We start from the raw sequence: 16165 nt of genomic DNA on the forward strand, positions 1-16165 counted from the left end.
TACATATCAACAAGTTAAACCCAATAACATCACAAAATGTAAGAATTCAGTTTTTTTAACTGGTCTGAAGAGATCCAACCTCTTACTCAGGCGATTGTAACCACTATCCGCCTCGGGTAGGCTGCTCAACCATTGACTGATTCAGCGATAACTCACCGATAGAATTTTAATTCAATCAGGTGCATAGCGCTGCTGCTCTACAGGATAGTAATGGATACGAGCACTATGGAAAAACCGACGATTTTACCTTGCCATCTTGGTAATAAACGCCACCTCGATAGTAAAGCTGCATTTTAACATGCCGTTTTCTACTCACCCTGCATCCTGGCTCTATCCAGCCTCTACTTATTTTTTAATAAGCGCACTATTGCGCTTACCTCAAATGCTTCACCTTTTATTTTTTCATCAGTTGCCTAGCCGCAACACTTACACCGAATGTATAGCACCCGTAACACAAGTGCTGAGCGGAGACTCATAATGAGCCAAACCCCAAAAACCACACCTGAATCGCAAGAAGATAAGCGACTCAATAAACGCTTGAAAGACATGCCTATTGCTATAGTTGGCATGGCAAGCATTTTTGCTAACTCTCGTTACTTAAATAAGTTCTGGGATTTGATTAGTGAAAAAATTGATGCGATTACAGAAGTTCCAGATACGCACTGGCGCCCTGAAGACTATTACGATGCAAACAAAAGCACGCCAGATAAGTCTTACTGTAAACGTGGTGGCTTCATGCCTGAAGTTGATTTCAACCCAATGGAGTTTGGTCTTCCGCCAAATATTCTTGAATTAACGGATACGTCGCAGCTGCTCTCTCTGATTGTTGCTAAAGAAGTGTTAGCCGATGCCAAACTGCCTGAAGGTTACGATCGCGATAAGATTGGTATTACCCTAGGTGTCGGTGGCGGACAAAAAATCAGCCAAAGCTTAAATGCGCGTTTGCAATACCCTGTTCTGAAGAAAGTCTTTGCCAGCAGTGGCATTAGCGAACAAGACAGCGAAATGCTGATCAAAAAATTCCAAGATCAGTACATCCATTGGGAAGAAAACTCGTTCCCAGGTTCACTCGGTAACGTTATTGCGGGCCGTATTGCCAATCGCTTCGATTTAGGTGGTATTAACTGCGTGGTCGATGCGGCATGTGCTGGTTCACTGGCCGCACTTCGCATGGCATTGGGTGAGCTGGTTGATGGTCGCAGTGAGATGATGATCACTGGTGGTGTGTGTACAGATAACTCACCGACCATGTACATGAGCTTCTCGAAAACGCCCGCTTTCACCACCAACGAAACCATCCAGCCTTTCGATATCGATTCAAAAGGCATGATGATTGGTGAAGGTATCGGTATGGTCGCCCTGAAGCGACTTGAAGATGCAGAACGCGATGGCGACCGTATTTACTCAGTAATCAAAGGTGTTGGCGCATCATCAGACGGTAAATTCAAAAGTATTTATGCACCGCGCCCTGAAGGCCAAGCCAAAGCACTGAAACGTGCTTACGATGATGCTGGTTTTGCCCCTCAAACGCTGGGCTTATTAGAAGCGCACGGTACAGGTACTGCCGCAGGCGATGTGGCAGAATTCAACGGCTTGAATTCTGTATTTAGTGAAGGCAATGACCAAAAGCAACACATTGCTTTAGGTTCGGTGAAATCACAAATTGGTCATACCAAGTCAACAGCAGGTACGGCGGGCTTAATCAAAGCTGCCCTCGCCCTTCATCACAAAGTATTACCGCCAACGATTAATGTATCTAAACCAAATCCAAAACTGAACATCGAAGATTCGCCTTTCTACCTCAACACAGAAATGCGTCCTTGGATGCAACGTGTTGATGGCACACCACGTCGTGCAGGTATCAGCTCTTTTGGCTTTGGTGGTACTAACTTCCACGTGGTGCTTGAAGAGTACACTTCTGAGCACCAACGTGACGATCAATACCGTCAACGTGAAGTGGCACAAACACTTCTATTCACTGCGTCTTCTCGTGATGCCCTGATTGCTGACCTAAAAGAGCAAATCAAAGTTGTTCAAGCCGGTAACACAACACTTTCAGCCTTAGCGAAAACACATGGCCTTCGTGACATTGCCGCTGGTGATGCGCGTTTAGGTTTAGTTGCTAAATCAGCGGATGAACTACAAACATTACTGACTCAAGCCTTATCGCAGCTAGAAAAACAAGACGCGACACAATGGCAGCTACCAAACGGAACTAGCTACCGCGCTTCTGCACTGGTTGGCGACAAACAAGCAGGCAAAGTTGCGGCATTGTTTGCAGGTCAAGGTTCACAATACCTGAATATGGGTCGTGAACTCGCGTGTTACTACCCTGAAATGCGTAACCAATTAGCCAAAGCCGATCAGGTGTTCGGCCAGAACAAGAAAACGGTTCTTTCACAAGTTCTATTCCCTATTCCAGCCTTCAGTAAAGAAGATGTTGCCGCTCAAGAGGCGACACTTACCAATACAGCCAACGCACAAAGTGCAATTGGTGTGATGGCTATGGGTCAATTTGATCTATTGACACAGGCTGGCTTTAAAGCCGATATGGTTGCAGGTCACAGCTTTGGTGAACTCAGTGCATTGTGTGCATCTGGTGTGATCTCGCAAGATGATTACTACAAGCTCGCGTTTGAGCGTGGTAATGCGATGGCCGCTAAGCCAGCCGAAGGCGACAGCGGCACTATGTACGCCGTTATTCTTGATGCCGACAAGCTTGCCGATGTCGAGAAATGCATCAGTGCTTTCGACGGCGTCAGCATTGCTAATTACAATGCTCCAAGCCAACTTGTTATCGCTGGCCCAACGGTTGGCGCACAACAAGCAGCCAAAGCACTGACAGAGCAAGGATTCAAAGCAATCCCACTGCCTGTTTCTGGTGCATTCCACACACCTTTGGTTGCTCACGCTCAAAAGCCCTTTGCTGCTGCAATTGATAAAGCCGCTTTTACTGCCCCTACTTTACCTTTGTATTCCAACGCAACGGGTGAACTGTACAAGAAAGATGGTAAGGCAATTAAAAAGGCCTTCAAACAACACATGCTGCAATCTGTTCGCTTCAGCACTCAGTTAGAAGCCATGTATCAAGCAGGGGCACGCGTATTCGTTGAGTTCGGACCAAAGAACATCCTGCAAAAACTGGTTGAGAAAACACTGCAAGCTAAGTCTGATGAATTATGCGTCATCAGCTTGAACCCAAACCCTAAAGGTGACAGCGATCAGCAGTTACGTTTAGCCGCAGTACAACTGGCCGTTGCTGGTGTTCCATTAAGCACTATTGACCCATACCAAGCTGAAATTGCAGCGCCTGCTGCTGCATCGCCAATGAACATCAAGCTTCATGCAACTAATTACATCAGTGATGCGACGCGTAAGAAGATGGCGAAGTCGTTAGAGACAGGTGCCATTGCCCCGCTCACTGAAATTGTTGAAGTTGAAAAAGTGGTAGAGAAAATTGTGGAAAAAGAAGTGATTAAAACTGAGATCCGCGAAGTGCAAGTGCCTGCTCCAGTGGCAGACACTGCTGCAACAGCACAAGCTAGCGTACAAACCAAACCGCAAGCAACTGCGCCTGCATCAGTATTAGCTTCAGCAAGTGATGACTCATTAACTGCATTCTTCGCTGCACAACAGCAAGCTGCTGAACTTCATCAACAATTCCTTGCTATCCCACAGCAGTATGGCGATACCTTCGCTGCACTGATGACAGAGCAAGCGAAAATGGCAGCAGCTGGCGTTGCGATTCCAGAAAGCCTACAGCGCTCAATGGAACTCTTCCACCAGCATCAAGCTGATACCTTAAAAGCCCATGCTAATTACCTTGCACAGCAAGCAAACAGCAATACTGCTGCATTGGGTATGGTGTCGACACAGCCCGTTACACGCGTTAATGCACAAGTAATCCCAGCGCAAGCGCCTGTACAAGCCGCAGTTCAAACGCCAGTTCAACCTGTTGCTAAAAAGCAGGCAATCGCTACACCAACAGTCACGACTCAAGCAGTAGCGCCAGTTGCTAAAACCGAGCCAAAACCAGTTGAACCAAAACCAACGGCTCCACAAGCTGCTGCACCTATTCAAGCGCCGTCACTTTCAGCCACTATGGCATCAGCGGCAGCCCCACAAATCACGGTATCAGCACCTGTTGCAAACCCTGAAAAAGTGATGCTCGATGTTGTAGCTGAAAAGACGGGTTACCCAACTGAAATGCTTGATCTAGAAATGGATATGGAAGCTGATCTGGGTATCGATTCTATCAAGCGCGTTGAGATTTTAGGGACAGTTCAAGATGAACTTCCTAACCTACCTGAACTAAACCCTGAAGATCTGGCAGAGTGCCGTACGCTTGCTGAAATTGTTAGCTACATGAACAGCAAAATGCCTGCGAACACATCGTCTGCAACGGCATCAGCAGCACCTATTGCTCAAGCAGCTCAAGCTAACGGCTTAGGCGCAGAGCAAGTACAAAACACCATGTTAGAGGTTGTGGCTGATAAAACCGGTTACCCAACTGAAATGCTTGATCTAGAAATGGATATGGAAGCTGATCTGGGTATCGATTCTATCAAACGCGTTGAGATTCTAGGCACAGTGCAAGATCAACTGCCAACACTGCCAGAATTGAACCCAGAAGATTTAGCAGAGTGTCGCACACTAGGCGAAATCGTTGCTTACATGAACAGCAAGCTAACTGCTGTTCCTGTCGCAACGGCACCTGTAGCAACTGCACCAGTAGCCGCATCATCTAACGGTTTAGACGCTACGCAAGTACAAACCACCATGCTTGATGTTGTTGCTGATAAAACGGGCTACCCAACAGAAATGCTCGATCTTGGCATGGACATGGAAGCTGATCTTGGTATCGATTCTATCAAGCGCGTTGAAATCCTAGGCACAGTGCAAGATCAGCTACCAACGCTACCAGAGCTAAATCCTGAAGATTTAGCAGAGTGCCGTACGCTGGGCGAAATCGTTGATTACATGAACAGCAAACTCCCTGCTGCTCCTGTCGCAACGGTACCTGTTGCAACAGCATCAGTAGCTGCGACTTCAACAGTTACATCTAACGGTTTAGACGCTGCGCAAGTACAAACGACCATGCTTGACGTAGTCGCTGATAAAACAGGCTACCCAACAGAAATGCTAGACCTTGCAATGGACATGGAAGCAGACCTAGGTATTGATTCTATCAAGCGTGTTGAAATTCTAGGCACAGTGCAAGATCAACTGCCAACATTGCCAGAGCTGAATCCTGAAGATTTAGCTGAGTGTCGTACGCTTGGCGAAATCGTTGATTACATGAATAGCAAATTACCTGCTACTTCAGCTGTAACACCAGCGTCTTCAACAGCAGCGCCAGTAGCAGCTTCAACAGATACATCTAACGGCTTAGACGCAGCGCATGTGCAAAGCACCATGTTAGACGTTGTAGCGGATAAAACGGGTTACCCTGCAGAAATGCTAGACCTTGCAATGGATATGGAAGCTGACCTTGGTATCGACTCTATCAAGCGCGTTGAAATCCTAGGGACAGTGCAAGACCAGTTGCCTTCACTGCCAGAGCTGAATCCAGAAGATCTCGCAGAGTGTCGTACGCTCGGTGAAATCGTAACCTACATGCAAAGTAAGCTTGCTGCTAACTCTGCTACTGCACCAGCGGCTAACAAACCAGCACCTGTCGCGACAGCGTCGATTTCGACAGCAAACGCCGATCTTCCTCCGCATAACGAGGTAGCGCTAAAAAAGTTACCAGCGGTAGATAAACTATCAGACTGCTTTGCTAAAAATGCATGTGTTGTGATCACAGATGATGGTCACAATGCGGGTGTTCTAGCAGAGAAATTAACAGCAAACGGCTTACAAGTCGCTGTTGTTCGTAGTCCGCTATCTGCCGCATCACCACTAAGCACAGAAATCAAAAGCTACGACTTAGCAAGTGTTGATGACGCAGGCATTCAAGCTGTTATCACTGATATCGAAAAAGATCAGCAAGAAATTGCTGGCTTTATTCACCTTCAGCCTCAATCAGAAGTGACAGATACAACCACTGTTGCCCTTAATGATGAAGCAAAAGCCAACCTCGACGTTGCGTTCCTGTTCGCTAAATGGCTTAACAGCCAGTTAAACAATGCAGATTCAACAAGCCGTCGTGTTTTCTTCACGGTAAGCCGTATTGATGGTGGTTTTGGTTATGCTGATTCAGCACAACTAGCATCAGCAGAACTCAACCAGGCGGCACTAGCGGGTTTAACTAAAACCCTGAGCCATGAGTGGCAAAATGTATTCTGCCGTGCACTTGATGCAGCACCAGCGTTAGATGCTCGCCACCTTGCTGATGCTATTTACGCTGAGTTATTCGATATGAATACCCAAGCGGTAGAAGTTGGCTTTAACTTGGTAGATGAAAACACAGTACGTTCAACCTTGATTGCTGTTGAAGCAGGCCAGGCAGAGACAAAGAATGCAGCCGCTAAGCTCACCAAAAACGACAAAGTGCTCGTTACTGGTGGCGCAAAAGGTGTGACGTTCGAATGTGCACTGTCACTTGCTAAGCAATGCCAATCACATTTCATTCTTGCTGGCCGTAGTAAACATATTACAGCAGCTGAGCTACCTGAATGGGCGCAAGGTAAGAAAGACAATGAATTGAAGCCAGCGGCTATTCGCCACCTTCAATCTTTAGGTGATAAACCAACGCCAAAGAAAGTCGATGTCCTACTTCGTCCTGTATTAAGCGGTATTGAAATTAACGCTGCTCTATCTGCATTTACCGCTGTAGGCGCAAGCGCTGAGTACATCAGCCTTGATGTGTCTAACCGTGAGTCTGTTGCCAATACACTGTCACAAATCGACGGTATTACCGGCCTTATCCACGGTGCAGGTGTGCTTGCTGATAAACATATCCAAGATAAAACCTTGGACGAGCTTAACCTTGTTTACGGCACCAAAGTCGGTGGCTTGAAAGCAGTCCTTAACGTGCTTGATAACAGCAAACTAAAACTGCTTGCGATGTTCTCATCGGCGGCAGGTTTCTATGGCAACACAGGCCAAAGTGACTACGCCATGTCTAACGACATTTTGAACAAAGCAGCGCTGCAATTCTCAGCTCGTCATCCTGAAGCGAAAGTAATGAGCTTCAACTGGGGACCTTGGGATGGTGGCATGGTTAACCCAGCCCTGAAGAAAATGTTCACTGATCGTGGTGTGTACGTTATTCCACTACAAGCGGGTGCCGATCTATTCAGCAGTCAGCTATTAAATGAAACAGGTATTCAATTGCTTATCGGTACTAGCATGCAAGGTACTGATAGCAAGGAGAACGCTGTAAAAAAGCCTAATGCGGAGTCTATGCAGGTAGCACAGAGTCCGCTGAAGACAAGCATCACTGTAACACGCGACCTTGACCCGAAAGCGATGCCTTTCATCAAGGATCACTGTATCGCTGGCAACCCAGTGTTGCCAACAGTATGCGCCATCCAATGGATGCGTGAAGCAGCACAGCAATGGTTAGGGGCGAACGTTAGCGTTCGCAACTACAAGCTACTAAAAGGTGTGATTTTTGAAAATGATGATGTGCAAACACTCACATTGAATATTTCACCTGATGCAAAAATGGCAACGCAGTGGAAAGCGTTAATCAGCTGTGGTGGTCGACCTCAATATCAAGCGCAACTTGTTATTGGTAACGACACGGCAGCTGCAGGTTTAGAAAAAACCTTTATTAACGATTCAGCGAAACCTGTGACAACCGCGAATGATCTATACAGTAATGGCACCCTGTTTCATGGGCCTCGCCTGCAAGGTATTCAAGCGGTGACACGCTTTGATGACCAAGGTTTGATCGCGCAATGCCAGCTACCTGTTATTTCAGATAGCGACTGTGGCTCTTTTGTTCCAACTCAGCATGCTGGTGGCTGTCAGCCATTTGCAGAAGATTACTTACTGCAAGCGATGTTGGTATGGGCAAGATTGAAATACGGTTCGGCTAGCCTGCCATCTGCGATTGGCGAATTTGTTTCGTATTCACCGATGCAAACTGGTGACTGCGGTTGGATCGAGCTGGAAGTGATTAAAAGCACAGCCCGTTCGCTGCAAGCCAATATTGCGTTATACCACCAAGATGGACGCCTAAGTGCCGTAATGAAAGGCGCTAAAGTGACCATCAGCAAAACCCTCAATGAGGCGTTTTTGGTGAAAACTCAATCAGAAAAGGAGCTTCTGTCGTAGTGGCTGATTCTTCTACTAATAAAGCGATGCCATTGCGCATCGCTCTTTTAGCCCAGCCTCGCGCTGGGCTTTCTGCCAACCTTTTACCCTCGTCATTAGAGATTGAAAACCTCAAGCTCTGTGACGATTTCACGACTGCACTGAATACTGCTATTCAGTTAGTTAACCAAGGCAAAGCCGTCACATTAACGTCTCAGTCTGGTCTTTCAGTTGTATTAATGGCTGGCTTAACAGCCGCTCAAAATCGCATTCACCCGCATGCGTATTTATCTGGCTTTGCGACAAGTTTATCACTTGCGGTTGAGCAATCACGTCGCCAGCCCGACGACATTAGTATTGAGCAAACATCTACAGCATCAACAGCCGTTGAACAGTTTTCAGCGCTGTACCAGTTGATTGATGACATTGCAGCACGGCATCAGCAACCTGAATACACGCAAGAAGGTTGTGATGACGGCCAGTATTGGTTTACCGAACCCAATAAAGCGCGGGTTGCTAGCCTGACTTTTAATACCGAAAACCTAGCTTTAGACGCTAAAAGCCAAGCTAGCAACACTAGCCTTGTGTTAACCCAAGCGACGGGCTTGAAAGAAGCGAAACCACTGCTCGATTCATCGCGTTTATTTTTCATTGTGACGGGAAATACAGAGGCCGAGCTATCAACCAAGCTTGCAGAGCTCAACAAGCACTTGGGTAACCCTGCGCTACAGTCTTCGGTTCTTATCGAGTTAATGCACCAAAACTTAGTGTGCTTTCAGGCTGACTCGCAATCGTCATCTTCACAATTCGCCATAGTATTGCAAGGTACGTCGGCCGATGCGGTGTTGTTAGAAATCAATGCACTTACCAAGGTGTTATCCAAGGTTATTGCAGAACAAATCGACTATAAAACCCCTGCAGGCAGTTACTTTTCTCCAGCACCTGATAGCCGAGGTAAAATCGCTTTTGTTTACCCAGGTGTAGGCACTGTCTACCCGGGAATGCTACGTGATTTTTACCAATATTTCCCAGGACTTTACGCCCGATTAGAGCGTGAAGGCAATTTAAAGGAAATGCTACAAGCGGATAAAACTTATGCGGCAAGCCATGACCAAACCAGTAATCAGCCGCAAGAGATGACACTTAGCGAACTCGCTATCGCAGGTGTTGGCAGCAGTTATATCCTGACGCAACTCTTGTGTGAGTCATTTTCGGTCAAGCCTGATTTTGCGCTAGGTTACTCCAAAGGCGAAGCCTCTATGTGGGCAAGCCTAGGTGTGTGGCGTAATCCCCACGCTTTGATTGAAATGACCCAAACAAGTCCAATTTTCACCACTGCAATCTCAGGTGAATTAACAGCCGTACGTGAGGTATGGCAGCTCAATCAAGACGAAGAAATTTCATGGAATAGCTTCCTTGTCCGCAGTGAACCTGCAGCCATTGAAGCATTATTGCCGCAATACCCTCGTGCTTACCTTGCTATTATCCAAGGTGATACTTGTATTCTGGCAGGTTGCGAGCAGAGCTGTCGCGATCTACTCAAACAACTGGGTAAACGTGGTATTGCCTCTAACCGTGTTACGGCTATGCATACCACACCCGCTTGGAGTCAGCATACTCAGGTGACTGATTTTTATAATCAACCACTGTGTGACGCACTGCCTCACCATATTCGCTTTATCAGTGCAGCCGAGTTACTGCCTCAAAATGCTAATCAACCTGTAAATCTGGATAGACAGAGTATTGCGACCTCCATTGCCGATACCTTCTGCTCAACCCTCGACTTTACTGCGCTCATTCGTGCAGCGCGAGAACACGGCGCACGTTTATTCATTGAGCTAGGCGCTGACCGCCAAACCAGTACCTTAATCGACAAAATCAATCGTGCAAATAAAGTAACGGACAGCCTTGCTGTGGCAACGAATGCCAAAGGCGGTGATGACATTCACACCTTATTGAAATGCATCGCCCAGTTAATCACCCAGCAAGTGCCTTTATCTATTGCACCTTTAGTTGACGGTCTTACCCACCAGCTCGCCTCTTTAGAGGCCCAATCTACCCTTCATACACAAGGAGAGCCAGTATGAGTTCTCAGCACCATTCGGCTAACAAAGCAGCAAAAATTGCGATTGTTGGTTTAGCCAATCAGTATCCTGATGCCGATACACCAAAGGGCTTTTGGAACAACTTACTGGATAAAAAAGATTCACGCACAACATTGCGCCCTGAAAAGCTAGGTGCCAACCCTGACGCTTATCAAGGCCTGCAAGGTGAATCAGACCGCTTTTACTGTGATAAAGGCGGTTACATTGAAAACTTCAGCTTTGATCCGAATGGCTACCGTTTACCCTCTGATTATTTCAATGGTTTAGACGATAGCTTTCTATGGGCGTTAGATACCAGCCGCAAAGCACTGCTTGATGCTGGTGTTGCACTTGATGACGATCTACTCGAACGCACTGGCATTATCATGGGTGCCTTATCTTTCCCAACGACGCGTTCAAATGACTTGTTTCTGCCGATCTATCATTCAGCAGTAGAAAAAGCGCTACAAGACAAACTGGCTAATCCAGAGTTTTCATTATTGCCATCAAACGGCCAACCACACACGCTGAATACTGCAAATGGCGCCGCAGCTCATAACGCATCAAAAATTGTGGCGGATGCACTTGGCCTAGGCAGTGCCCAGCTCAGCCTTGATGCAGCGTGTGCTAGCTCTGTTTACTCTCTAAAGCTTGCCTGTGATTACCTAAGCACCGGCAAAGCAGACATGATGCTAGCAGGTGCAGTGTCTGGCGCTGACCCATTCTTCATCAATATGGGTTTCTCGATTTTCCACGCCTACCCAGACCACGGGGTATCAGTTCCTTTTGATAGCAATAGTAAAGGCTTATTCGCTGGCGAAGGCGCTGGTGTTTTAGTACTAAAACGCCTTGAAGATGCCGAACGCGATGGCGATCATATTTATGCTGTAGTCAGTGGCATTGGTCTATCGAATGATGGTCGCGGCCAGTTTGTGCTAAGCCCAAATAGCAAAGGCCAAGTACAAGCCTTTGAGCGCGCTTATGAAGCCACCGATTTGTCACCAGAAAGTATTGAAGTGATTGAGTGCCACGCAACAGGTACACCGCTGGGTGACAAAGTTGAGTTAACCTCAATGGAGCGCTTCTTTGCTGACAAACTGAATGGCAGCCAAGTGCCTTCGATTGGTTCAGCAAAATCAAATTTAGGTCACCTACTGACAGCCGCAGGTATGCCGGGGATCATGAAAATGATCTTTGCAATGAAAGAAGGTGTACTACCTCCAAGTATTAACCTGTCAGAACCACTGTCATCACCTGACGGTTTATTTGGTGCTCAAACACTGCCGACTCAAGTACAGCCTTGGCCAGATAAAGCAGGCAACCCTGCACGTCGTGCTGGCGTATCAGTCTTTGGTTTTGGCGGCTGTAATGCTCACCTATTACTTGAAGCTTATTCAGCAACTAACTCGGGCACTGCTGCTACAAGCTCAGCGGCTACAGCTACTACGCTACAAACAAATGCGTTACCGCGTCACTCAACTGCATTAAAAGTGACAGGTCTTGCTTCGCACTTTGGCTCATTAAAAACCATTAACGCCCTTAGCCATGCGATTCAACATGACGAAAACGCCTTTGTGGCTTTACCGAAAAAACGCTGGAAAGGCTTAGATCAACACCCAGAGCTATTAAGCCAATTTGGCCTACACACCATTCCGCATGGCGCTTATATCGATCAATTCGAGTTGGATTTCTTGCGCTTTAAAGTACCCCCAAACGAAGACGATCGTTTAATCTCACAGCAACTCTTATTAATGAAAGTTGCTGATGAAGCCATTCGTGATGCAAAACTTGAATCAGGCCAGAAAGTTGCGGTACTTGTTGCGATGGAAACTGAGCTTGAAATGCATCAGTTCCGTGGCCGCGTAAACCTACATACTCAGCTTGCAGACAGCTTGACGAACATGGGTGTTACGCTAACGGAATCAGAATATGCATCTCTTGAAGCCATTGCTATGGACAGTGTGTTGGACGCCGCCAAGCTGAATCAATACACCAGCTTCATCGGAAATATCATGGCATCGCGCATTGCGTCGCTATGGGACTTTAATGGCCCTGCGTTCACGATTTCTGCTGCCGAGCAATCTGTCGCTCGTTGTATTGATGTAGCTGAAAACCTCATGAGCCAAGAATCGCTGGATGCAGTTGTGATCGCGGCAGTGGATTTAAGTGGCAGTGCTGAACAAGTTATCTTGAAAAATAGCATTCGCCCTATAGCTACCCACTCTACACAGACAGTACGAGATTCAGGTTGGCATGTTGGTGAAGGTGCTGGTGCTCTGGTACTAAGAGATGCGACAGACACCCAAGTAACCGACAGTTACGGCGAGATCAGTGCATCTGGTTTTAGCGCAACCAACCGAAGTCACACTGTCACCGATCACTTATTAACATCATCAGGTGTAGCGGCTTCTGCCATCAAGGTATTGGAAATCAACCAAGCTCCTGACAGCACAGATGTATTGCAACTGCCCCTACCTGCTGCACAGCCTGTATTCGCTAACCAGCGTTTAGGCCATAGCTTTGCCGCTTCAGGTATGGCGAGTTTGCTGCATGGTTTAATCACCTTAAATCACACAGCAACGCATGAACCAACTAAAGCCGCAATTATCGCCAGTGTGAGTGAAAACCAATGTTCGCAATTGCTCGTTTCGCAATCGCAAGCCGAAACGTACGCGTTAAACACTCGACTAGATAATGAACTAGCAAGTGACACTAAGCGTCAGCTCATTAAGCAAGTCACACTAGGTGGGCGTGACATTTACCAACACATAGTCACAGCAGACCTCCCTGAGATAACGTCAATTCAGCAAAAAGTCGCGAATACAGCACCGCAAATTAAACCGCAACAACCAGTATTTAATCCAGTTGTAGCAACGCTGCCTGCTCAAAAGCCTCAATCCGCTATGCCAGCGCAGCGACAGAAGCAGCAAGCATCCGTATCCCCGATTTTGGCAACCACACGCCAAACGCCGATAACAGGAATTCAAAGCAATATGACCAACGTCCTATCCGCTAATAACAGCCAGAAGACTCAGACAAACAGCCCAGCAGCATCACAGCAAGCGGCATTTATCGAGAACCAACAACTTGCTCAACAAGTTCACCAAGCCTTCTTACAAAATCGTGAGCAAGGGTTGAAGATGGCTGATGCTTTACTAAAAGCACAATTAAACGAAGTCACAGCACAGATGGAAGCGGGTTATAACCCCCACTCTGCACCTGCATTAGCTAATGCAGCAACAGCCGCTGTCGAACCTATAAACACCTACGCAGCGCCTGTAAAGCCAATTCGTAAACCATGCATTTGGGATTACGATGACTTAGTTGAATATGCCGAAGGGGATATTGCTAATGTCTTTGGCCCTGATTATGCCATTATCGACAACTACTCACGTCGTGTAAGGTTGCCAACCACGGATTACCTCTTGGTTTCGCGTGTCACTAAACTTGATGCAACCATGCTGGAATACAAACCAAGTACCATGACGACAGAGTATGACATTCCTGTCGACGCACCTTACTTGGTGGATGGACAAATTCCTTGGGCCGTTGCCGTTGAATCAGGCCAGTGTGATTTAATGCTGATCAGCTACTTAGGCATCGACTTTGAAAACAAAGGTGAGCGTGTATACCGCCTACTCGATTGTACCCTGACCTTCCTTGGTGATTTACCGCGCGGTGGTGACACTCTACGTTACGACATCTCGATCAATCACTTCGCCCGTAATGGCGATACTTTGCTATTCTTCTTCTCGTACGAATGTTTTGTCGGCGATAAGATGATCCTGAAAATGGATAACGGCTGTGCAGGTTTCTTCACCGATGAAGAACTGGCTGATGGTAAAGGCGTTATCCGTACTGAAGACGAAATCAAAGCGCGTAACCTCGCCACTAAGCAACGCTTCAACCCACTGCTTCATTGCCAGAAAACGCAGTTCGACTACCACACGCTACACAACTTGCTAAGCGCAAACATTGCAGCCTGTTTTGGTGATAGCCATATTTCAGATCGCCACCAGCCTTCATTGTGCTTTAGCTCTGAAAAATTCATGATGATTGAGCAAGTCAGTCGCGTAGAACCACAAGGTGGCGCGTGGGGACTAGGCTTGATAGAAGGTCATAAACAGCTAGAGCCTGAACACTGGTACTTCCCTTGTCATTTTAAAGACGACTCTGTAATGGCGGGTTCTTTAATGGCTGAAGGCTGTGGTCAATTACTGCAGTTCTACATGATGTACCTAGGTATGCACACTCAAGTACAAAATGGTCGATTCCAACCGCTTGAAAACGCACCACAAAAAGTACGTTGTCGTGGACAAGTATTACCACAATCTGCGGTATTAACTTACCGTATGGAAGTGACAGAAATTGGTTTGAGCCCTCGCCCATACGCCAAGGCTAATATCGATATTTTGCTTGATGGCAAAGTCGTGGTGGATTTCCAAAATCTGGGTGTGATGATCCGTGAAGAAGAAGAATGCACGCGTTACCTTGGCTCGTCTGATTACGTTGTTGAAGACGTAACGGCACAAGTTGAAACAAATATTGAAGCGACAAGCACATCACAAGCGAATGTAAGCAAAGCTGCATCAGCGAATGCCCCGCTAATGGCGCAAATCCCTGATTTAGCAACCGCGACCAACAAAGGTGTGATCCCACTACAACACGTAGAGGCACCGATCACGCCAGATTACCCAAACCGCACCCCAGACACAGTACCCTTTACGCCGTACCACATGTTTGAATTTGCGACGGGCGATATTGAAAAATGTTTTGGCCCAGACTTCTCCATTTACCGCGGTATGATCCCACCGCGTACCCCATGTGGTGATCTACAGCTCACCACTCGTGTTATTGAAGTGAATGGCACCCGTGGTGATTTCAAAACACCATCATCTTGTATTGCCGAATACGAAGTACCTGAAAACGCATGGTACTTTGACGAAAACAGCCATCAAGCATTGATGCCTTACTCAGTATTGATGGAAATTTCCCTGCAACCAAACGGCTTTATCTCTGGTTACATGGGCACAACCCTTGGTTTCCCAGGTGAAGAGTTATTCTTCCGTAACCTTGATGGTAGCGGCAAGATGCTACGTAACGTTGACCTACGCGGCAAGACTATCGTTAACGATTCTCGCCTACTTTCAACTGTCATGATGGGTACCAACATTGTTCAGAGTTTCAGCTTTGAGCTAAGCACAGATGGCGTGCCTTTCTATCAAGGCACTGCAGTGTTTGGTTACTTCAAAGGCGCAGCATTGAAAGATCAACTTGGTCTTGATAACGGTAAAGTTACCCAGCCTTGGCATGTTGATAATAACCGCACCCCAGATGTGACAATCAACTTGCTGGATAAAACCAGCCGTTACTTCAACGCGCCAATATCAGCGACAGGTGAAGAACAACCACACTACCAGCTTGCAGGCGGTCGCTTGAACTTTATTGATACCGTACAAATCACCAGTGATGGCGGTAAAGAAGGCTTAGGTTACTTATACGCTGAGCGCACTATCGACCCAAGTGACTGGTTCTTCCAATTCCACTTCCATCAAGATCCAGTAATGCCAGGTTCGTTAGGTGTTGAAGCCATTATTGAGTTAATGCAAACCTACGCGCTAAACAAAGATCTTGGTGCGGGCTTCCGTTCACCTAAATTTGGTCAAATCCAATCAGAAGTGAAATGGAAATACCGTGGCCAAATCAACCCACTCAACAAGCAAATGTCGCTCGATGTTCACATCACAGCAATTAAAGATGAAGACGGTAAGCGCATTATTGTTGGTGACGCCAACTTGAGTAAAGACGGCCTACGTATTTACGAAGTAAAAGACATCGCTATTTGTATTGAAGAAGCTTGAGTTAAGGATTAAAAC

3 protein-coding genes are annotated in these 16165 nt (G+C 46.8%); all 3 read left to right on the plus strand.

Annotation, left to right across the window (positions count from 1 at the left end; all coding sequences use genetic code 11):
- Nucleotides 1-477 precede the first annotated feature (477 nt).
- Genes OCU77_RS19375 through OCU77_RS19385 form a run of 3 tightly spaced genes read left to right on the plus strand, consistent with a single transcriptional unit; the run spans nucleotide 478 to nucleotide 16150 of the window.
- Complete coding sequence (locus tag OCU77_RS19375) at nucleotides 478-8226, plus strand: type I polyketide synthase (protein WP_107302629.1); 7749 nt, start codon at nucleotides 478-480, stop codon at nucleotides 8224-8226.
- Between the two features lie 26 nt (nucleotides 8227-8252).
- Nucleotides 8253-10292, plus strand: a complete 2040-nt coding sequence (locus OCU77_RS19380; RefSeq protein ID WP_048897971.1) for a PfaB family protein — start codon at nucleotides 8253-8255, stop codon at nucleotides 10290-10292.
- Complete coding sequence (locus tag OCU77_RS19385; RefSeq protein WP_107302628.1) at nucleotides 10289-16150, plus strand: beta-ketoacyl synthase N-terminal-like domain-containing protein; 5862 nt, start codon at nucleotides 10289-10291, stop codon at nucleotides 16148-16150. The genes OCU77_RS19380 and OCU77_RS19385 overlap by 4 nt, the downstream gene beginning before the upstream one ends.
- Nucleotides 16151-16165: the final 15 nt, after the last annotated feature.

The sequence above is a fragment of the Photobacterium swingsii genome (assembly GCF_024346715.1).
Classification (GTDB): Bacteria; Pseudomonadota; Gammaproteobacteria; order Enterobacterales; family Vibrionaceae; genus Photobacterium; species Photobacterium swingsii.